This window comes from bacterium 336/3 (assembly GCA_001281695.1).
In the GTDB taxonomy this organism is placed as follows: Bacteria; Bacteroidota; Bacteroidia; order Cytophagales; family Thermonemataceae; genus Raineya.
The window spans coordinates 2,409,881-2,431,695 of the sequence record LJIE01000001.1 but is presented as its reverse complement, the minus strand read 5'-3'; the positions used below and the strand labels follow the sequence as shown (position 1 = coordinate 2,431,695).

The following is a 21,815-nucleotide window of genomic DNA, read 5'->3' as shown; positions in this document are numbered from 1 at the left end:
TTTTGTTAAAAAACACAAGGGCTGAAAATTCAGCCCTTTGCATTTATTCCTTCGTTGATTTTTTCTGTTTTTCGAGGGTTTTAACTAATTCCACGAGTTGTATAAAATTAGAACGATAACCATTATCATCTTTTCCTTTTGCCCCCCTTGCCATTGAAAGGACTTGTTCATAATTACTCTTTCCTTTATATGGCGATTCTCTCAGAAGCATTCCAAAACTTGCTACTGATGCCGAAAACCTGAAATTATCTGAACTATTCTCCCAATTTTTTGAATTGTTTTCAATTACTTGAGTTATTAGTACACTTTCTTCTTTCTTAAGTGGCTTGTATCTGAATTTCACTGTCATCAGTTCGTTGGTTTGCGACTGGTTTGAAAGTTGAGCTTGTTGATATTTCAAATCATCTGTTTTAGCGACATATTCACTTTTTACTCCTACTGGTACTATTTCATAAAGAGCAGTCACTGTATGCCCTGCTCCCAATTCTCCAGCATCTTTTTTGTCATCATTAAAATCTTCATTTGCCATCACTCTGTTTTCATAACCAATGAGTCTGTAAGCCTGAACCCATTGAGGATTGAATTCTACTTGTATTTTTACATCTTTGGCAATGGTAAACATATTGGCTCTCATTTCTTTGGCAAATACTTTTTGAGCTTCCTGAAGATTATCAATATAAAAATAGTTTCCGTTGGCGTTTTTGGAGATTTCTTCCATAGAGCTATCTTTGTAATTTCCCATTCCATAACCACAGATAGTCAGATAAATTCCTTTTTGTCGTTTCTTTTCTACGATTTTAACCAATTCGTCTGTAGAGGTTACACCCACATTGAAATCCCCATCTGTACACAACACAATTCGGTTATTGCCATCTTTGATGAGGTTTTCTTCAGCTATTTTATAAGCAAGCTCAATACCTGCCCCACCATTGGTAGAGCCTCCTGAGCTCAAATTATCCAAAGCAGTCATAATTTTTTCTTTCTCACTTGCTTTAGTAGCTTCAAGAACCAAACCTTCTGAACCAGCATACACTACAATCGAAATTTTGTCTTTGTCTGAAAGTTCATTGAGTAAGATAGATAGAGATTTTTTTACAAGAGGTAATTTATTTGTATCTGACATCGAACCTGATACATCAATCAAAAACACCAAGTTAGACGGTTTGAGGTTTTTGTAATCAAGGTTTTTGCCTTGCAAACCAATGTGTACGAGTTTGTTTTGTGGATTCCAAGGGCATGAAGCTAACTCAGTGTTGATGGTAAAAGGATGCTCTCCTTTAGGTTCTTCGTAGTCATAATCAAAATAGTTGATGAGTTCCTCAATACGAACAGCATCTGCTGTGGGCATTTCACCTTGTTCTATACTTGACCTCACTTGGCTGTATGAAGCATTGTCCACATCAATGGAAAACGTAGAAAGTGGTTCTTTTTTGGAATCTTTGAAAGTATTATCAACTATTTTGCTGTAATCGTTGTCGTTGGGTTCTTTTGTTTTTTTACTATGGTTTGCCTGCTTTTGTGCATTTGTAGACCATTTCATGCTTTTTTCAGCTTGAATATAAGCTCTTTCTGCTTCTTTTTGAGCTTTTCGGGCTTTTCTTTTCCCTCCTCTTATTTGTCCATAAGCAGTTGAAGTAACACTGATGTATTGTATATTCCCATCAATTTCCAACACTACATTTAGAACTGTCATGCCATCTTTGATTGGCACTTCCTTATCTTTGAAATCAACGGCTTTGAATACGATAACAGAATTTTTAGGAATATCATGAATGGCATATAAACCATCCACATCTGTAACTGCACCCAATTTGGTATTACCTTTTACAAAAACAGTTGCACCAATAACAGGGTTAGCATCTTTATCAGTAACTTTGCCCTTTATACTGATTTGAGCAACAGACTGAAAAACAAAGGCTACCATAAAAGTAGCCATAAATAGTAGAGTTTTTTTCATACGCTTTTATGTTTTAAGTTTGACATATCAGAAATATAGCATTTTAAAACGTAAAAACCTTGTATTTTTTTGTTTTTTTTACAGTTTCCCAGTATCCATATAAATATTACCTAAATCAGATTTCCCATCTCTGGTGGCTCTGATATTTCGGATTTCTTGGAGTTCCTCACGAAGCTGGATAAACTGATAACGAACTGTTCCGTCATCTTGTGGGATAGCCTCTCCTCCCCAGTCAATAATAAGTTTACTCATCATAGATTGTACTTCGGGTTTAGAAAGTTTCTCTACATCTCCTTGATTTACTTGTGAAACTATTTCATCCAAAGATAAATCTTTACTTACACCCTGCTGATAAATGACTTTTACAAGGCGTTTTTTGATGTTATTGAGTCTTCTTTTGTTACGTTTGGGGATAAGGCTAAAATAACGCAAAACAGGTACTAAAAAGAAAATAGTAGAAAACAAGAAGGGAACAACTCCCAAACCATACAACACAACATAAGGCTCTATCATTTCTGTAAAAAGTCCAACCTTTCCATTGTAAATAGTATCTATTCCATCTACCAAACAAAGAGATGCAAAAATAAGGTTGAATGCATTCATGGCTATCACACCTGCATTTTTGCCTGTTGTATTTCCTGTAAGTTCGTATTCGGGTTCATATTCGTTCCAATACCATTCTATTTTACCATCTTGGGCTTGGGTTTTACTACGAGTCAGATCATAAAAATCTGCATACAAAACAGCATTGGGGCTTATTTCAGCCGAACCATTGAATCTGCCTATACAATCTGTCATAAATTCTTGGGCTTCATCATTGTTCCAACCTGCAAGAGCCTTAAATTCAGGAAGAATCATTACACCTTTATTTTGGCGAGCATAAGCAGCTACTTCCTTCTGATTCTCGAAGGGTTCTATTTCCACACGAGGAGGACCAAAAACAAAGTCGTAAACAGCCGAAATAAAATTCTTCTTGGCTTTGGGGTCTGTAGAGTTTGTTTTAAATATCTGAGATTCTATAGGTTTGTAATGTTTATAAGGCTGTCCATATTGGTCTTTTTGGTAATAAGTACCTCCTGTAATGGTATTCCAGCGAAAAATCGCATAAAAAACATCTCCAATGAGCCTAAACATAGCCCCACCTCCACTACTTTTCCTGTCATCATCTTTATTTGCGGCAGTCAGACCAATAATAATGGCTATGAGTAAAAGGACAAATATGACAAAGTACACAACCAAAGTAACTGTAATCCAAGCTTTAAAAAATATTTTAAAAGCCTTCCAAAGCCAATTTTTAATACCATCTAAGATTTCTGCAAAACTTTTTTCGCCTCTGCGTGTAGGGCTTGAGCCAAAATCGTAAATCAAGTCTCCATTTTCACTGACTTGCAGATGGCAGATGTACTTGCTCATCAGTTCGTTGAGGCTCTCTCTGGCTTGTTCTACAGCTACACCTGTGATGGCAGCAGCATCATTGAGGGTAAATTGCCCTTTTACCTTTTCAATGTGTTTTTCTAATAAAAGAGCATTTTCTTTGAGTGTAATGGTTTCCATGATAGGGTGTCAGGTAATTTTTTCTCTAAATTTTCAAAATCTTTCTTGATTTACCAAATTTTTTAATCATCTTGATTACTCAATCAATCATTTTGTAATGAACAAAGCATTTCGCAAGGCATATTCTGATGCCTCCAAACAAGAGTCTAAACTAAAAGTATTAGAAGAGCTGATAGCTCAAGAAAAAGAAGAAAGTGCTGTTCTTTTGGCATATAAAGCAGGCTTTCAGGCTCTTAAAGGTAATTATGCTTTTTTTCCAGCCATGAAACTTGCTTATTTTTGGGAATGTAGCAAGCTTTTTGATAAAGCGTTAGAGTTAGAGCCTGATAATTTAGAAGTTATTTTTTTACGTTTCACCATAGAATGTGGCGTACCTTCTATCATGAGTTATGCTTTACATTTACAGAAAGACAAAAAAAGTATTTTAGAATTATTACCCAACAGCAATTTTGACAAAGAATTTAAGAAAGCTATGATTGATTTCATGTTCGAGTCTGGTAAACTTACCGAATCGGAAGAAAAAATATTAAAAAGCGTTTAATTTCAATACTCCTTACTTATACAAAAATCTAAGCAAAACTAATTTTATTGAAGTTCATGAAATTTATTCTAAACTTCCAAATATACAATGATGAAAAAAACATGGATAGTGGCTCTAATATTTATTCAATTGCCACTTTTTGCTCAAAAAAATTATAAAGAAGCCTTGAGCATGGCTCAAACAAAAATGAAAGAAAAAGATTATAGAGAGGCTGCTCCTCTCCTTGAAAAGGCAATTAAATTTAAGCCAAAAATTGCTCAAAACTACTATCTCAAAGGCTATTGCTTGGTAGAGCTCAGTAAACATACAGAAGCCATAGAGTCTTTAGACCAAGCCATCAAATTAGATGCTAAACAATGGAGATATTTCAAAAAGCGTGGAGATGCTTATTATAATGCAAAATTATACGATAAAAGTCTGCCTGATTACACAAAAGCGATTGATTTGGAAACTTCTAAAAAGAATGACACTTTATTTCAATACAGAGCAGATACTTACATGAATTTAAACAAGTATCAAGAAGCGATTGATGATTATGATAAGGCTATTGCTATCAACAATAAAAACAAACAACTTTATTTTGATAGAGGCTACATGTACAACAAATTAGGCAATAAAGAAAAAGGTTGTCCTGATTATCAGAAAGCCTATGAAATGGGTCTTGAGAATGCTAAATCTGAAGCTTACGAAATGATGCAATGTGATTGGGCTAAACCCAAAGTAAAAGAAAAAGATAATAGCCCAGTAGCTATCAGTGATGTACAGGTAGACCCATTTACAGGAGCTATTTTTATTTCGAAAGGGCTTACATATGAGAAATATGAGATTACTCCTAAAAGTGGTGGCTTTGTAACAAGTTCCATTTTTGGTTACGATGAAGATTTTGTTTTAAAAGTAGATAAACCCAGAGGTTTTAACTTAAATAATACAGATGCTCATGTGGGTGTTGGTTTCAGTGTGTATCAGGGTAATACCTCTCTAGGTGAAGCAGAAGACTTATTTAAAGAAATAGGTCCATTGGAACAAGAAATGCTTAATAATTTAAAAATTACGCTTAGCTTTCCTAAATCTGAAGCAAATAGCGATTTGTTATTAAAAGCCCGTTTTTATGATAAGCTCAGCAATGCTGAAATTCTGGTGAATATGCCTTTTACAATGGCAGAGAAAACAGCAAAGTCAAACAATATTAGGACTAGCACTTCTGTGCTGGGTAATGGGATAAATACCAAATCTACTTTTGAAATAACAGTGGGCAAAATAGAATTTCTGATGGCAGGTAAAAATGTAGGTACTCTTAAAGTAAATCAGAATTATGTATTATCACTTTCTGAGAAAAAGAATTTGGGCAATGTTGTCAATTATCGTTATAGTTTTGTAGATGCCCAAACAGGTGAAAGGGTTCTTTCTGATGGCAAAAAAGAAGTTTTGGCAATGGCCAAAGGCTTAAAAACAGATTTACCCATTAAAACGCCTTCTAAAAAAGGTAATTATATTGTATGGTTAGAAGTGAAAGAAAGTAAAGATTTAAACCGAATCTGGACAATGACCTACCCTGTTGTAGTAGAATAGTTTTTAGATATGAGATTTTAAAGAAAAGAAGAGAGATTTAAAGCAGAGTAAATTTAGCATTAACAGTTTAAACATTTAGCATTATTTTGTTTCGTTATTTTATTATATACAAACCTTATGGCGTTCTGAATCAGTTTACAGACGATTTGGAACGCCCAACGCTTGCCTCTCTCTACGATTTTCCAAAAGATGTGTATCCTGTGGGGCGTTTGGATATTGATAGTGAAGGACTTTTATTGCTTACCAATGATACTAAAATCAATCATAAGCTCTTAAATCCTGCTTTTAAGCATACCAAGACATATTGGGTACAAGTAGAGGGACAAATTACGCCAGAAGCTATCAAAATTCTTGAAAAAGGTGTAAAAATAAAAATTGATGGCAAAGAATACCAAACGTTACCAGCCAAAGCATCTATTTTTGAGCAAGAACCCAATTTACCTGAACGAGACCCTCCTATTCGTTTTCGGAAGAATATTCCTACTTCGTGGCTGAGTCTTTCAATTGTAGAAGGCAAAAAACACCAAGTTCGTAAAATGACAGCCTTTGTGGGATTTCCAACACTCAGGTTAGTTCGTTATAGTATTCAGAATATCCATTTGGATGATATGCAAGTAGGTGATGTGAAAGAGCTTGATAGAGATTTTGTATATAAAACCTTGATGTTGTAGTATATGAAAGGGTTTATTTTACTTTTATGGATCATTGCGTTTTCAGTGTATAGTCAAGAGCCTATCAAACGAGATTGTACATTTTTAGGTACTTTTAAACCAATTTTATTAGAAAATGATACTTCTATCATCAATAAAAGCAAATGGAAAGTGTATAATGTTTTTGATAGTAAAAAGTGTAAACTTGAAGGGTTTCAAATAAAGGGAGACCAAATTTGTAATCCCAAAGTTTATGTCAATAAAGATTCTTCTATAACTCTTGTTTCACAACTTTGGAATTTTGTAATAAAGACAGATAACGTGTATATTTATCAGCATTTACCACGAAGCTTTTATAAAAAGGAAACTTCTGCTCGTGAATTTAGAGTAAATAGAGAAGGTGTACCTGATGGTCAAGGAGGTATTAAATTTATTTATGACCCTGATATTATGAATTTTAATTCTACTTTTGGAAAAATACAAGTTTATAGAACTCATTTCGGCTGTGATGACACAGGTCGGAATCCTTTAAAAATTGTAAATGAAAAATCTTCTTTGTATTTTAAAAATATTGGCAATCTCCTATTTTTTGAATACGATTTAGATAACAACAAACAAAAGGAGTTATATGTTATTAATTTTCATTGTTGTACTCAAAGAATAAAAATTTATCGAGTGGTCAAATAAAATATATCTGTTTTTATGAAAACAAACATATAAATTATTTTTTTTAAAGCACCCTAAAATTAGAAAACTCATGATTATCATTTTTCTAATTTAAAATAATATCACATGACAACTATCAAAAACACAGAGGCTATTGAGCAAGTGTCTTCAGGAAATGCTATTATTATAGATGTACGAGAACCCGCCGAGTTTAGAAACTATCATATTGCTAATGCTATCAATATCCCCTCCTCAAAATTTAATGTTGCAGATTATGAGCCCTATAAAACTAAAAATATATATTTAGTTTGTCAAAGTGGTAATAGAGCCAATCAAATATTAAAAAAATTAGAAGCTCAAGGATTTCAAAATTTATATATCTTGGAAGAACAAATGGAGTCTGTTTCTATCACAGAAACCTATAATACAGGAGGTTGGAGTGTTGATAGGCAATTTAGGTTTGTCATAGGTATTTTATTGGGGATATTTTTGGTTGGTTATCATTATGTTTCCATTTATTTTATAGTTATTCCTATTATTTTATGTCTTGGTTTTACGATTACATCTCTCTTGAATAAATGTTATATGAGAATGGGAATCGCCATGCTTCCATGGAATAAAGGCAAAAAAGTAATTGTATAACAACTATTTTAAGACATGTATGTTAGACTTTTCAATTTACCCTAAAGGCGAAATTTCTACTATATTTTTGAATTTAGGGATTACTAGTTTTAAAGATGCAGGTAATTGGATTGCTTCTTTACCTTATCGAAGAAATTCATCTAAAGTCGATTTAAAATTTGTTTTCCAAGAAAAATGTGGTACTTGTAGCACCAAACATGCTATTTTGAAGCTTTTAGCAGATGAAAATAATTTTGAAGAGTTAGATTTAATGTTGGGTATTTTTAAATTGAATCATTATAATGCTCATAAAATATCCCCCATTTTACAAAAATATAATCTTCAATATATTCCTGAAGCCCACAATTATCTATTTTATAAACAAAAGATTTATGATTTCACTTTCCCCACCACACAAGAGTTAGATTTTGAAGAAAGCTTATTAATACAATACCCTATAACTCCTTATCAAATATCTGATTTTAAAATAGATGCACATAAGAATTATATAAAGAATTGGTTAAAAGATCATGATGATATTAAATATTCTTTGGAGGAAATTTGGCAGATTAGAGAATTATGTATCAAAGCCTTATCTTAAAATATATTACATTTATTTATATAACTTTTTAAGAAATCATAATAAAACAATACAAGATATTTCTCAAATCAACTGAATATCAATTTAATTTAAAGTCAAGATTATAAAATCCTTCTTTTAATTTGGATTTATTCTAAATAAAAACTTATATTTGCTTAAATTTTATTTAGGCTCTATAAATATGGTAAAAGAATTGGCTCTAACGGAAGTATTTTCTACTGCAAAAGGCTCTATTTATCAGTGTGATATAACCAACAGTTTTATGATTGAATTTGCAGGTACAACTGCTCGTTTCAATGTAAAACAGTTTATAGACTTCAAAAAGGTGATCAATCAAATCAATTTGCAAGTCATGCTTGAACGCATCGAAAAAGAATTTGATTTGGAACTGATTTATTTACCTCAAACTGATAAACTTTATACACTCAATGTCTGTGAAGTATATCATTTACAAGAACTTTTGGCTGGAGCAAAAGCTATGCTTGAACTCAATAGCATTTTGCATGAATACAATATTGTTTGTGAATAAATTTATTCTATAATTAGTTGATAAACAGTTTTAAACCTTATAGATTTTCTTACATTATTTTTAATCAAAAATGGGTAAAAAACATGATTTTCCTGCTCAGGTAGTGTGTATGTGTATGGGCAGTAAATGTAAAAAATACAACAAAGATCATTACAAACATCTGAAAGATGTCTTAAAACATGAAGGCAAACACCACGATGTTGAGATTTTGAAAATAGAGTGTACAGGTAGATGCAAACAAGCTCCTGTGATGTGTTTACAACCTACAAACCTTTGGTTTACAGATTTTGATGATAAACTGTTCAAACAAGTAACCAAAAATCTTCTAGAGAAATAATGCTTTCTAATGTATTTATTAAAAAAGCCTCATTATGAGGCTTTTTGTTTTTATGTATTTTTTGTTTCAAACAGACTTTTAATCAATTTATGTTTTAATTGATATCGAAAATCTATTAATTTTCGTCTAATAAGCCTTTCTTGAACTAGCAACAATATTTTCTCAGGCAGATTCATCCAAAAATGGTCTTTAAAAGAAAAAACAACCTGATTATCAATAATTTGCATTTTACACCCTAAATCTTTCGTTCCATACCATTTTTTTGAATCCACAGATTTTCGTTTGTGGTCGTTTTGATGGCTCAAGCCAAACTCTCTATGCAAAAGTCCTTCTTTAGAATCGTACAAATAATTGAAAGCCTGACCTATATCTACTAAAAAGGCATCTGGAATTCGTTTTTGAAGATGATACACCAACCATACACTCAAAGAACCTGCCACAAAAAAGTATAAGCAGGGCTTTCCAAACTTCTTTTTTTGAGCATGCAAACCCACAATATACTCCAATAATTCCTCTCTATTCTCTGAGGCTTTGTTATGATGAATGGCTACATGTGTGTAATCAGGTATTTTTACCAATTCTCCAAAATTATGATAGTGTTTGGGGGCTATGCCTATTACCTGAAATTCCTTCAAAGCCTCAAAAAAAGCTTGAATTTGATTATAGTAAGTGTATCGTTTCCAAATCAACCCATCAAAAAACGTTTTATTTTTAGGTAAAATATATTGCATCACTTCTTGCCTGTCCCCAAATCTTAACTTATAGAATTTCAATTGATTAGATGTTGGTAAGTATTTAAAAGAACATTTAAAAGGCAAAGTATAATGATTGTAATGGTATGGTGGTGTTTGTTCAGGATAAAAATAGGTATCTCCTATTCCAAAAAAGAAGTTTTCAGGTGTTTGTTCTAAATTTTTCAGAATTTGAAGCAATTCCATATAAAGTTTTGGAGGATAATAAAGTCCTTCTATGGCTTCTTTACCCTTTGACATGGTTTGAGCCAGTTTCCAAAGATAATTTTCATCTTCTAATTCTATTTTTCGCAAACTTGCATCTAAAATCCATGCCCCAATGACAGAATCCCAGAGTCCATGCAATTGTCTTGTAAAAGCAAAATATTCTCTTTTCTGTAGTTTTTGGATAAAGAAATCAATATCAGGCTGATACACTTCTATCAAACTACCTTGACTCAAGGGGATTTTGGGTAAATCAAGCACTATTTTTTAAATTTCGTGATACAATCAATAATGTATGAAACATCTGTTTCAGAAAGGTTAGGATGCAAAGGTAAGTTTAAGCCTTGTTCATTGAGTTGTTCACTATTAGGAAGTACTTTTGTACTCTGATACAAAGCATTGAGATGCAAAGGATGGTAACGAAGTGTTGTGTAAATTTTTTTATCCAATAAATATTGTGCTAATTCATTTCTAAAGGGTGTTCTGATAAAATACGTAAAATAAGAATGCTGTTCATGTAATTCTGAATCTTGTGGACGGGCTATCCAGTCTATATTTTCAAAAGCTTTTTGATAAGTATCCCAAATATTTTTTCTGATAGTTTGGTATTTTTCCATTTTTTGCAATTGAACCAAAGCTATAGAAGCTTCTAAATCAGTGGGTAACATTTTGATAAACACTTCCGAAATGTGATATTCCCACCACTTATTTTGACTTTGTTGAGCTTGTGACTGCTGAAAACCAGATTTTTCAATACCACAATATCTCAGTTTTTTAGCTCTTGCAAGATAGGCTTCATTTTGGGTAGTTATTCCTCCACCCTCACCCATTGCAAGATTTTTAATGGAATCAAAACTAAAAACGCCTATTTCTCCTATTGTTCCACATGCTTTTCCATGATAATTGGAATGAATGGCATGGGCTGCATCTTCTATGACAGGAAACCCTAATGCTAAAATAGGATTCATATCTACTGGTTTGCCTGCATAATGCACCACCATAATTGCCTTTGTCTGAGGCGTAATATGTGGCAAAATGGTTTCTACTGTTACATTTTGTGTTTGTATATCCACATCACAGAATACTGGCGTGTGTCCTGCTAATAGAACTGCTTGAGCACATGCCACCCAAGTAAAACTGGGCAAAATTATTTCCGAATTTGGTGGCAAATTGAGTAACGTAATAGCTAGATATAACGCATTTGAACCTGAATCGACCAGTAACATATTGGGCAAATGCCTTTTTTGAGCCAATTCTTGCTCAAATTCAGCTACTTTTTTACCCATACCTGCCCACTGCGAAAGCAGAACCTGTTTCACAGACTCTGCTTCTTCTTCTGTAAATTTACTTCCAAAAACTGAAATCATAATTCTTTTATAATTTTTGCAGGACTTCCAAGAGCCAATACATTTTCGGGTATATCTTTTAAAACTAGTGAACCCGCACCAACTATACTATTTTTACCTATTTTTACTCCTTCTATAATATTTGTTCCCATCCCCACTGTAACACCTTCGGCTATTTCGCAATGCCCTGCGATATTTACTCCAGGGTTAATGGTACTAAAATCACTGATAGATGTATGATGTCCAATACTTACTTGTCTGTTGATAGACACACATTTTCCAATTTTAGCATAAGGAGCTATCACCACAAACGGATTGATTTGTATGCCTTTATCAAGACTTACAGTTTCGGCAATGGCATTTTGAGGGTGTAGAATATTACATAAATGCTGTTCTAAATTTGGAAATCGTTCTAAAAAACTATTCCAGACAGCATATTTGGTTTTTACCTGATAAACACCTAAAATTACTTTATCAAAAAGCCTATTTTCAATATTTTCTACATGAACACTTGTATAAGAAACTTTTGGATGGAGAAAATCTCCATCCAAAGCATGTGAAGTATTCTGAACAATTCTGACCTGTGGAATATTGATTTGATGGGCTAGTATTTCAAAAATCATGGATAATGTATCAATACTAGCCCCTAAAATATCTATTTTATCCATCATTATACAGCCTCTTTTAAAATATCATTCTTCATAAAAACCCTGTTCTTATTAAAGAAACCCATTTTTCCAAATGTTGCAGGTTTCATAATAGGTCTTTCATGAATTTCGGCTAGTGTATGTATGCGTTTGATTAAATCTATATTAGTAGCATACTGAGTACGTTTGGCATTATACCAAATGTTATCTTCCAAACCTACTCTTACTCCTCCTCCTGCTGTAATGGCATAACTATTGGCAGCCAGTTGAAAGTCTCCTATTCCACCCAATGCCCAAACTGATTCTTTTGGTAAATCTTTGATGAAAGTACCAATATGAGCCATGTCATTGGGCATCCCAAAGATATTACCAGTAATGAGATTGAAGTAAAAAGGAGGCCTTATTTTTCCTTTCTGAATCAGATAAAGTGCATAATTGAGCATACCAGCATCAAAACACTCTAGTTCGGGTGTTGCACCACAAGCCTGTATTTTCTCTGCAAGGATATTGATGGTTTCTGGTTCATTTAAACTTGCCTGATTTTTAAAATTCAGTGAACTGAGTGTCAAGGAAGCCATATCAGGCTTTAAGCTCAAGACCTCTGTTCTTTTCTCTATTTCAGGGAAGTTTCTTCCACTTAAAGACACTCCCAATACCATATCTTGACAGTATTTACGGATACCCTCTAAAATAACACTGTAGATACTTGCTTTACAACTTGGACTTTCGTCTTCTTCTCTGGCATGTAAATGAACAAGTGTAATGCCCAGTTCATAGGCTTCTATCACTTCTTCAATAATCTGGCTGGGGCTAATGGGTATGTATGGAGAGTTTTTGGATGTTGGAACATTACCCGTTGGAGCAAAATTAATAATAAGTTCTTTTAAGTTCATATTAGTTTAGTAGTAGTTATTGTGCAATAGTACTTATTTAAACGTATTATTTATGCCCTTGTTTTATGAAATGCTGTTTTTTATTTACCAATTGATATTTTATTTTAAAATAGGCTTACATATTATTTAAAAGCACGTAATAACTCATTATGTTTGTATTTCATTAAAACAGCCAAGAAGCCTGCAAAACTACTCTATTATTTGCCTTGATTTCTCCATGAGCTAAATTTTGAGAGAGAGGGATTTGGTAATTCACTCCAATATTTAATTTCTGATTCCAATATACGTCCATTCCTATATTAGAAGCGAGCAAATACCCACCTGTTTCTTTTATTTTTTCATTGTTTCGAGTATCTAAAGCAGATTGCTCAAAATAAATCCCTGTATAAGGCATCAGGCTTAGTTTTTTGCTTATTTTCCTGATGTAAAAAATATTACTATTTCCACTGATTCTATTACCAAAACGATAATTTTTAGCATTATTAGTATTTATTTTATAGGCAATATCCTGATTAAAACCCCAGTTTTGATAGCGAACATTATAGAAAAGATTTGTCAAAATATCCACACTGCCTGTTCCCAACTGAAAATTTGGATTGGCTACCTGCCCTGCATCTTGTTCTTCATAATTGTACTTGCCTGTAGGCAATTTTACCCCTCCTCCTATCCACAAACTATGTTTAAATTTTCGTACAATGGTATCTTGAATAGTAGAAGCATTGAACATATTATAACTTGCCATCAAGACAATATCATTGAAACCCTGCATTTTTTTAGATTGATTGTTAATATCTACCTGATTGTTAAATGAATATGGTACAAATCCCATGATTTGCAACTTGTTTGTTGGATAAAATCTGCCCCAGAGCTCTGTTGTATGAAAATACTCCTTGGTTCTGAGCAACTGAGAGTTTAGATGCGATTCAAAAGACATACTTCTATAACGCAAGCCCATAAAATGTTTATGATATTGAGGCATCACACCAAAATAGTAGCTTCCAACACCACAACCACAAATATCACATGCCCAAGAGCTATTGGGTATTAGAAAAAACATCCAAATAAATAAGGATAAGGTTATTTTATGGATTTTCTTCTGATAAAATCGGGTTTTTAAGAAATTCTTCATCGGTTAGTGTTTTTAAGAATGCTATAATTTTTTTCTTCTCATCATCTGTCAAATTTATTCCTAATCTGCCATTTTGTTTTAAAATGGGGTCTAATGTCGGATTATCTTTAACACCTGTTTGGTAATGGTCTAAAACTTGCTCTAATGTCCTCAAAGAGCCATTATGCATGTAGGGACGTGTGATTTCTACATTTCTCAGGCTTGGTACTTTAAACTTAAATTGATCGTTTGGGTTAAGCGTAATACGTTCTCTCCCTGTATCAATTGTATCAGCACCATTGAGCTTAAATCTTTGAGGTATGATTCCGTTATTTCGATAACTTAAATCTGTAAACAACTCTCCCTGATGGCAGGAACTACATTTTGCCTTAAAAAGCTCTAAACCAGATAATTCATCATTTGTAAGGGTTGCTCCCTCGTTTCTTATAAACTTATCATACTTCGAATTGGCAGAAATTGCCATGAGTTGAAATTGAGATAAAGCTTTTAAAAATCTATCCAAAGTGATTTCAGAAGTACCAAAAGCTCTTTCAAACATTTGAGGATACTTAGAATGCTTTCTGAGTTTATTTAAAACATTGGCAATACTTTCATCCATTTCATTATGAGCTTCAATGGGTGCAAGGGCAAATAAATCCAAATCAAATACACCTCCATCCCAAAAAAACTCTTTTTGCCAAGCCAGATTCATAATTGGTGGGGCATTTCTAAGTGTAAGTTGGTCATCTATCCCATGACTCAAATCGTGTCCGTGTTGTGTAAATGCCGAACTAGGGATATGACAACTCCCACAACTAATGGTTCCATCTCTACTCAAAATACTATCAAAAAACAGCATTTTACCCAGTTTAAACCCCTCTGTTGTAATCGGGTTTCGGGATAAATTGTAATGTGGTTCAGGAAAATTTGATGGATTTTGAAATGATATGGGTGTCTCCAAATCCCTTGATTTACATGAAAACATTACAACTACAATGACAATATAAAGAATGTTTTTATTCATAGCCTTCTTCATTTCAATGGTTTAGTTTCTATTTTGTATGGGAAACTTGATTTTTATTTTTTCCCAAGCCATTTCTACATATCCTTTCCCATCTGCCTCATCCACAACCTGATATATTAGCCTTTCGGTATGAATATTTTCGAGGGGTTTTACTTTGAAGCGGATTATATCTTCTTTTTGATTGTATTCATCTGCCAGATGTTGTTTCCAACGAGTATTCAATATAATTGTCCATTCATTTTTATCAGGAATTGTAAAAAAGGCATATTTTCCTTTTTTGATTGTTTTTTCTTGAATGACAACATCTTCAGAGAAGGTAAAAGATGTTGCCTGATGTGCTCCTGTCACCCAAACTTCGCCAAAAGGTACCAAACCACCCCAAACAATACGATTCCTAACAGCAGGAGCTGTATATTCTATATGAACATGGTTGCGACCAATGTTTGCCATAGCTGTTTTTTTAACACTCTTTTTAGTTGTATCTGTTTGGGTACTAGGATGCTCATGCTTTTGATGATCATCCCTATCACAACTCCAAAAAGTCCATGATATGATTGTGTATACAATTATTCTTTTCATTTTTTTAATTTTTCTAAACTATCTATCAAAGGCATCAATCCCATTCCATACATAATATTCATCATACTTAATACATCACTAGGTGTTTTCTTGGGAGAACCACCTTCAAAAGGAGGCATAGGGTCGTATTCCATATCTAACATTACTGCTTGTGCATATTTTTCGCCCCAAATATCTTTGAGCATTGCCAGAGACATATCCATTCCAGCCGTTACACCTGCTGATGTCCAGTATTTACCATCATTTACAAATCTTTTTGACTCGAATTTAGCTCCATACTTGGTCATCATTTGTTCTGCCTGATACCAGTTTGAGGTTGCTTTTTTATCTTTGAGAAGTCCTGTTGCTCCTAAAATCCAGCCACCTGTACACACAGCAGCCGTATAAGTTGTATTTTTATCAATTTTTCTAATCCAATCGTGTAATTTGGTATCATAAGTAGCTAGTACTGTACCTTTGAAACCACCTGGAATAACCAAAATATCTAATTGACTTACAGAGTCTATGGTTGTGTTGGGTACTATTTCTGTTCCCATTACTGTTCTGATATTTCCTTTTTTCAATGCAATTAAATCAATCTTAACACCCATTATCTGCCCTAAAATGTAGCGAGGTCCCATCAAATCAAGTTCATTGACACCATCATATACCAATATTCCTACTGTTTTAATATTTTTCTTAGGTTTTCCTAAAATGAGTGTCATTTCATCTTGTTGGTGTTTTGGAACCAATGTGTCATGGTTTTTTTCAGTTGTATTACTTTTTTCTTCAGCAATCTTTTTCGTTTCTTTAGATGGCTGATTCTGGCAAGCAAACAAACCGCCTATCAATAGTAATATCAATATCTTATACATATCTTTTTGGTTTAAAAGGAGGCTTAAAATACTCCAAACCTCCTTTATAGTTAAAATTTATATTGAGCAGTAAATCCAAAAGTTCTTGGTGCTGCTGTTCTCACATTTCTACCAAAACTACTATCAGGATTACCAAAAGCCAAATACCTTTCATTGTTAAGGTTTTGTCCCCAAAAGAATAAACTATATTTTTCATAATTCAAGCCAACTCTTGAATTGATAAGTGTATAAGTTGGCTGTTTAATTTGGTTTTGAATATCAGTGTAATAGCTTCCAATGTTACGAACTTCTCCACGAACAACAGCTTTCAAATTCTTAGAAATGGCATACTCATATTGAGCACCCAAGAAAATGGTATGGCTTGGTGCATTAGAAAGGCTGTTACCACCTATGGCTGTTGTACTTTCCACACCTGTTCCAAAGTTTACACGTTTCAAATCAAAACTTTTGTACTCTGTTTGGTTGAATCCAAAACTTCCATCTATTTGTAATCCTTTAACGGGTATAACTGAAACTTCTAACTCTAATCCAGCTGACTGAGCATTACCTACATTTTCCCTTGCATACGTAAAAGGTGCTACCAAATTAAAGAATTGCAAATCTTGCCATTGAATTAAAAATGCAGAGGCTCCAATACTCAGTTTGTTATTAGCCAAAGAGGTTTTGTAACCCACTTCGTAGTTATTTGAGTATTCAGGGTCAAAAGTTTGGCGAACATTGTTGGGTACTTTTTGAGCATTTACACCACCTGCACGAAAACCACGAGTATAAGTTACATAAATGTTAGAACGCTCATTTACAGCATAACTCAAAGCAAATTTTGGTGAAATTGCAGAATAGTTACCACTAACTGTTGTGTCGGGTAAAATTTGAGTAAACACACCACCTGAAAATATTGCATCTCCAAAACCGTTAAAGGTAGCTTCACGTTTTTCGTAGTCATAACGTAAGCCTGCTGTAGCTTTTAACTTTTTAGTAAGTTGATAACTCAATTCACCAAATCCTGCAATACCAAAATTATTTGCTTTATTTCTAAAAATTGAATAAGTATCAGGAAATATTGGACTTTCAAAGGCTAAGTTCGTTGAAGGTTCATATCCTACTTGAGAAAAGCCATAAAAGCCAGCCGTATATTGCAGTTTACTATCAGAGCTTGAATTGATTCTCAATTCCTGACTGTACACTTGTTGTGGTGGCAGTTTTTCGCCAATAGCACTTTTGTAAAATGAATGATAGAAACCAGGGAAGTCGATATCTTTAAATGATAAACCAATCGTTTGATAAGCCGAAATTGAAGTTAGGGTGAACTTATTCCCAAAATACTTAGCTACTAAAGATGTATTTAAAATGTTGCGTTCATGTTCGCCCACTCTTGCCAAATTAATTCTATCAGGATTAGCAAGTGCCAAATCTCTATCCGTTTGAGAAACAAAAAAGCCAGTATTATTACTCCAATCTCTCTGTCCCTTTAAATTCAGTGTAAACTCAAGTTTCTGATGAGCAATCCACTTCAAGAATATATTACCATATAAATTATTCTCTCCTCCAACAGTTTTACCATTTGCATTGCCATTGATGGCTCCTGTTCCTGTTGTATCATTTTTCCAGTAACCATTTTGTTTTTGAAATAAACCATTGATTCCAAAAAATAATTTATTTTTGATAATAGGTGTTTTAAAACCTAAACTATGGCGTTGCAAACCTAAATTTCCCATTCCGACCTCAGCAAAACCACTTGTTCGATTGGTTGGTTTTTTGGTAATGATATTGACCACTCCTCCCATTGCATTTCTGCCAAACAGTGTACCTTGTGGACCTCGTAATACTTCTATGCGTTCTACATCTGTAAATGCAAACCCATTGGCAAGAATATCAATGTTATTGACATCATCAATATAGGTAGATACAGCAGGATTTTCGCTAAATACCTGAATACCACGAATAGACTGCACTTGTTGAAATGGAACTCCTAACTCTTGATATGTATAGTTTGGCACCAAAGCTGTCAGTCCTCCAAGTCCCCAAGTTCTGGTATCTTCTATTTTTTTAGCAGAAAGGTTGGTAACAGATATAGGTGTTTGAATGGCATTCTGCTCTGTTTTTTGAGCAGTTACTACAATATCATCCAATACTTCTATATTTTCAGATAACTCAAAATCAAGTGTAACAGACTCTTTTGCTTCTATCTTTCTGATTTGTGAAGCATAACCTGTTGCACTAACAGAAATTTCATAGTTTCCTTGTGGAATATCTATTTCATAATTTCCATTTTTATCAGAATATGTAGATTTTGATAAATTCAGGATACTTACTTTCGCAAAATCAATGGCTTCTCCTTGTTTATTTTTAACATTTCCTGAAAGCTTTTGCCCCCACGAAAAATGACTCCATAAACATAATAAGGTGTATAACAAATACTTTCCTTTCATTTTTCTAGTGTTTTTCGTTTTTACACAAACCCATAATTTCATGAAATACATCGTGTAGTGCAGCTAAATTTGTTTTAATCTGTTCATCAGATGCTTTTCCTGTTTTGATGAGTTTATTGAGTTCTTTACTACCTTTGTTTAGTCTTTTTACAGCATCCTTAATTTTGGGTGTAGCAAACTCTGTTGGAATAGCTGATTTTGCCAAAATTTGTGCTTTTTCTGCCATTTCATTGCTACGAGTCTTGATAGGCTCTAAGTTTCCCTCTTCGGAAGGGTGAAAAGTTTGAGACATCACTGTATGAAACTCTTTGAGTTCCTTCCATTTCTCTCCAATAGATTGTGCTTGAAGATGATAGCTTATGATATAAAAGAAGAATAATATGAATATCTTTTTCATGTTTGGATAAATTTTAATCTTGAAATAAATAATTAATCAAAAAGTAAGCTTCTTTACTTATAGAGTAAAGAAGCCCCGTTCATGTTAGTCATCATTATGAATATGATCATAAGCAAACATTTCTGTATAATTATTGGCAACGTTTACCCCGAAAGCACTGAACATCACAGTATTATTATCTGCTATTTTTAGTTGTGTAGAACCATTGAATAGCTTCATCACATCTGTAATTAGATGCACAGTAGGTGCTGTTTTTGTTCTTACTTTGGCTATATCCTTATTAAAAGAAAGGGTTTTCTTGCGAACACAATTGATAGTTTTTGAAGAATATCCTCCATAACCACCAATATGATAACGGTATTTTTGGTCCGGTGCCGTAGATTGTGAAGAACTACCTTCAAATTTCACAAAAATATAACCACTGTTCCAAGACCAGTACATACCTTGAGCCGTTCCAGAAATATCCAAGTTTCCAGTTCTTTCACCAACAGGTTTAGTGTTTCTAAGGCTATCCACACCTATTGTAAAAGAAATTTCATTATAATCTCCTTCAGGGATATCATTTAATGTAAATTTGAGACTTTCAGGTTTTTCTTGGTCTATTAAAAAATAGCTGTCATTTTGTGGAACAGTGAAAACTGTACCATTTGAGGCTTTCAATTCGATATTGCTTATAAAATAGCGTAACATACTAGGTGTAAAAGACTCATTGGTATTGGGGTTGGTGTAAGTGGTACCAAAAGCAAATTTTTGAGTTCCTACAAAATTCTCAAATTCTACTTCCAAACTACCTGTCAAATTTGGATTTGGAGCGGGTTCTGTATCATTTTTTTTACAAGAAATCACAATAGTAGACGCTATAATAGCAAGCAAAAAGAGATGTATTCTTTTCATAAATAAAAAGTCTAAATAAAATTTAAAATAAAAAATAAACGTATAGGACTATCTACACCTCTGGCTAGCACAAAAGCGTAAAATAGTTTTGCAAAAAGAAAAAGGATTAGCAAACAGTTACCATAAGTATCTGTTAAACCTATTTATAAAAGGTATGAATGATTAAGCACAAGGAGGTTGAAAAGTGCTTAAAATACAATTTTGGGTATAAAAACTAATAAAAGATGAGAAATATATGATTTCATTTTCTTTTATAGTCTGTTTAAAATAAAAAGATGGTGGATTTTGAAATAGGGAAATTGATAATAAAACTTCTAAATTTTCTGTATTTTTCTGTTCCTGCTGCTTTTTTTCTGCTAATTTTTTCATCAAAAAACATTGACCACCACATTTTAATTCGGGTTTGGCTCTATTTTCACAGAGGTTTTGAGCAATGTAAGTCCTATTCAATTCAAAAGAAACCCTAACCCAAAAATATTGTAGAGGTTGGGAAAGAGATATGAAAAGAAAGAATATGGAAATGTATTTTGTCAAAGGTTTTCTGATTTCATGGCAAAAGTATATGTTTTGTCAAAATAAAAAAATGATTTTTCTTAAATTTGCTTATTTCAGAAAAGATTTAAAATAAAAAGCCCTAAATTTTATCAAATTAGGGCATAATATCAATTTGTCAGAAAATTTTAATCCTTAAAATCAGGATTGAGTGTATAACCAATTTTATTTCTTGATAAAAACTCCATGTAAGCATTTTTATAGCTATCCAGATTTTGTAAAGCTAAAGCTTTTTGATAACATTTTACAGCATCTAATAAAAGACCTTTTTCTTCAAAATATTTAGCCATAATCATGTAATCTAAAGCGTTTTCAGGTGTAGTACTCCCTATTTCTTTTTTAATTCCTTCTTTTTTCGTTTTATCCATCAACGAAACTGTAAAAACGCCTTTATATAAAGGAGCCTCAACAGTAAACACTTTGATAATAAAAGTAGCATCACTATTTTTAGCTCTTTTGTAAATACTCATATCTAATTCCAAATAGTTTTTATCTGTTTCGAGTAGAGCCACAGTCTCATCATTGAAGTTTGTAATTTGTATATAATATTTTTCGATTTTATCATTGCTGTTAGGCATCCATGATAAATAAACAAAGTTATCATATACCTCTTGAGCTCCATCACTTGTAAAAACAGTAAGTGTTTTAGCTTCATTGAGTACCCTCGAATCACGAGAGACAGCTCCTGTAATAGCCATGTATTTTCTATGATTTTTATTTATATCTTGTTTTTCTCCTTTAAATAATTCTTCAGCAACATAACTACTATATTTTGGTCCTAATGAGCTATTTCCTGTTTTGGGCGTTAATGTGGACATGGTATAAGTTCCAGCCTTCTTAATTTCAATAGTTTTACCTGTTTTAAGGTGCATAAGCCCCAAGTATCCATTTTGAGCAACTGTAATCACATCTGCATTTTTTAAAGCTGTACCAGCCCATATTTTTTTATTTCCTAATTTAATTAGATTGTTTCCGTTGCTGGTAAGCACTTGAAAATCTTGAGCGTACAACAAATTGCTTACAAAAAGAAAGAGAAGTATGAGATTTTTCATAATATTGATTTTTGCTTGTTTTTCATCTAAAATAATGCCAAAATAAAAATTTGACACAC

Annotated in this window: 22 protein-coding genes and 1 pseudogene; 8 read left to right on the top strand and 15 right to left on the bottom strand. The window is 33.1% G+C overall.

Features of this window, described 5'->3' with window-relative positions; all coding sequences use genetic code 11:
• Window positions 1–43 precede the first annotated feature (43 nt).
• Window positions 44–1,936, bottom strand: coding sequence for a hypothetical protein (locus AD998_11275; protein ID KOY86645.1), 1,893 nt, complete (start codon window positions 1,934–1,936; stop codon window positions 44–46).
• Window positions 1,937–2,035: 99 nt separating this feature from the next.
• A complete protein-coding gene (locus tag AD998_11270; protein KOY86644.1) occupies window positions 2,036–3,511 on the bottom strand; it encodes a hypothetical protein in 1,476 nt (491 codons plus the stop codon).
• 97 nt (window positions 3,512–3,608) lie between these two features.
• Between AD998_11270 and AD998_11265 the strand changes: the two genes are divergently transcribed.
• The 8 genes from AD998_11265 (at window position 3,609) to AD998_11230 (ending at window position 9,025) form a co-directional block, all read left to right on the top strand.
• Window positions 3,609–4,052: a hypothetical protein gene (locus tag AD998_11265; GenBank protein ID KOY86643.1), complete on the top strand. Its 444-nt coding sequence runs from the start codon at window positions 3,609–3,611 to the stop codon at window positions 4,050–4,052.
• A gap of 90 nt (window positions 4,053–4,142) precedes the next feature.
• Window positions 4,143–5,621: a hypothetical protein gene (locus AD998_11260; GenBank protein KOY86642.1), complete on the top strand. Its 1,479-nt coding sequence runs from the start codon at window positions 4,143–4,145 to the stop codon at window positions 5,619–5,621.
• Between the two features lie 80 nt (window positions 5,622–5,701).
• Window positions 5,702–6,292, top strand: coding sequence for a pseudouridine synthase (locus AD998_11255; GenBank protein ID KOY86641.1), 591 nt, complete (start codon window positions 5,702–5,704; stop codon window positions 6,290–6,292).
• A gap of 3 nt (window positions 6,293–6,295) precedes the next feature.
• On the top strand, window positions 6,296–6,958 hold the full coding sequence (locus AD998_11250) for a hypothetical protein (protein KOY86640.1): 663 nt from the start codon (window positions 6,296–6,298) through the stop codon (window positions 6,956–6,958).
• A gap of 105 nt (window positions 6,959–7,063) precedes the next feature.
• A complete protein-coding gene (locus AD998_11245) occupies window positions 7,064–7,579 on the top strand; it encodes a hypothetical protein (protein ID KOY86639.1) in 516 nt (171 codons plus the stop codon).
• A gap of 19 nt (window positions 7,580–7,598) precedes the next feature.
• Window positions 7,599–8,159 (top strand): hypothetical protein, encoded by a 561-nt coding sequence (locus tag AD998_11240; protein ID KOY86638.1) that lies wholly within the window; start codon window positions 7,599–7,601, stop codon window positions 8,157–8,159.
• Window positions 8,160–8,340: 181 nt separating this feature from the next.
• A complete protein-coding gene (locus AD998_11235) occupies window positions 8,341–8,688 on the top strand; it encodes a hypothetical protein (GenBank protein ID KOY88164.1) in 348 nt (115 codons plus the stop codon).
• 70 nt (window positions 8,689–8,758) lie between these two features.
• Window positions 8,759–9,025: a hypothetical protein gene (locus AD998_11230; GenBank protein ID KOY86637.1), complete on the top strand. Its 267-nt coding sequence runs from the start codon at window positions 8,759–8,761 to the stop codon at window positions 9,023–9,025.
• Between the two features lie 50 nt (window positions 9,026–9,075).
• On the opposite strand, the gene AD998_11225 is transcribed toward AD998_11230, so the two are convergent.
• The 13 genes and pseudogenes from AD998_11225 to AD998_11165 all read right to left on the bottom strand — a co-directional run bounded on the left by AD998_11225 (window position 9,076) and on the right by AD998_11165 (window position 21,813).
• Window positions 9,076–10,242 (bottom strand): hypothetical protein, encoded by a 1,167-nt coding sequence (locus AD998_11225; GenBank protein ID KOY86636.1) that lies wholly within the window; start codon window positions 10,240–10,242, stop codon window positions 9,076–9,078.
• The gene (locus AD998_11220; protein KOY86635.1) at window positions 10,242–11,348 is read right to left on the bottom strand and encodes a hypothetical protein; all 1,107 of its coding nucleotides are present in this window, start codon (window positions 11,346–11,348) and stop codon (window positions 10,242–10,244) included. The genes AD998_11225 and AD998_11220 overlap by 1 nt, the downstream gene beginning before the upstream one ends.
• A pseudogene (locus AD998_11215) lies at window positions 11,345–11,710 on the bottom strand (hypothetical protein). Before AD998_11215 ends, AD998_11220 begins: the two are co-directional and overlap by 4 nt.
• Before the next feature lie 287 nt (window positions 11,711–11,997).
• Window positions 11,998–12,867, bottom strand: a complete 870-nt coding sequence (locus AD998_11210) for a hypothetical protein (protein KOY86634.1) — start codon at window positions 12,865–12,867, stop codon at window positions 11,998–12,000.
• 163 nt (window positions 12,868–13,030) lie between these two features.
• Window positions 13,031–13,924 (bottom strand): hypothetical protein, encoded by an 894-nt coding sequence (locus tag AD998_11205; GenBank protein KOY86633.1) that lies wholly within the window; start codon window positions 13,922–13,924, stop codon window positions 13,031–13,033.
• A gap of 25 nt (window positions 13,925–13,949) precedes the next feature.
• On the bottom strand, window positions 13,950–14,999 hold the full coding sequence (locus AD998_11200; GenBank protein ID KOY88163.1) for a cytochrome C peroxidase: 1,050 nt from the start codon (window positions 14,997–14,999) through the stop codon (window positions 13,950–13,952).
• A 21-nt stretch (window positions 15,000–15,020) separates the two neighbouring features.
• Complete coding sequence (locus tag AD998_11195; protein KOY86632.1) at window positions 15,021–15,578, bottom strand: hypothetical protein; 558 nt, start codon at window positions 15,576–15,578, stop codon at window positions 15,021–15,023.
• Complete coding sequence (locus tag AD998_11190) at window positions 15,575–16,282, bottom strand: hypothetical protein (protein KOY88162.1); 708 nt, start codon at window positions 16,280–16,282, stop codon at window positions 15,575–15,577. The genes AD998_11195 and AD998_11190 overlap by 4 nt, the downstream gene beginning before the upstream one ends.
• Window positions 16,283–16,482: 200 nt before the next feature.
• Complete coding sequence (locus AD998_11185) at window positions 16,483–18,861, bottom strand: hypothetical protein (GenBank protein KOY86631.1); 2,379 nt, start codon at window positions 18,859–18,861, stop codon at window positions 16,483–16,485.
• 4 nt (window positions 18,862–18,865) lie between these two features.
• Complete coding sequence (locus AD998_11180) at window positions 18,866–19,258, bottom strand: hypothetical protein (protein ID KOY86630.1); 393 nt, start codon at window positions 19,256–19,258, stop codon at window positions 18,866–18,868.
• 84 nt (window positions 19,259–19,342) lie between these two features.
• A complete protein-coding gene (locus tag AD998_11175) occupies window positions 19,343–20,152 on the bottom strand; it encodes a hypothetical protein (GenBank protein ID KOY86629.1) in 810 nt (269 codons plus the stop codon).
• A gap of 162 nt (window positions 20,153–20,314) precedes the next feature.
• Window positions 20,315–20,521 carry a hypothetical protein gene (locus AD998_11170; protein KOY86628.1) on the bottom strand — a complete coding sequence of 69 codons (207 nt, stop codon included), beginning with the start codon at window positions 20,519–20,521 and terminating at the stop codon, window positions 20,315–20,317.
• A gap of 311 nt (window positions 20,522–20,832) precedes the next feature.
• Window positions 20,833–21,813: a hypothetical protein gene (locus AD998_11165; GenBank protein KOY86627.1), complete on the bottom strand. Its 981-nt coding sequence runs from the start codon at window positions 21,811–21,813 to the stop codon at window positions 20,833–20,835.
• Between the last annotated feature and the right edge of the window lie 2 nt (window positions 21,814–21,815).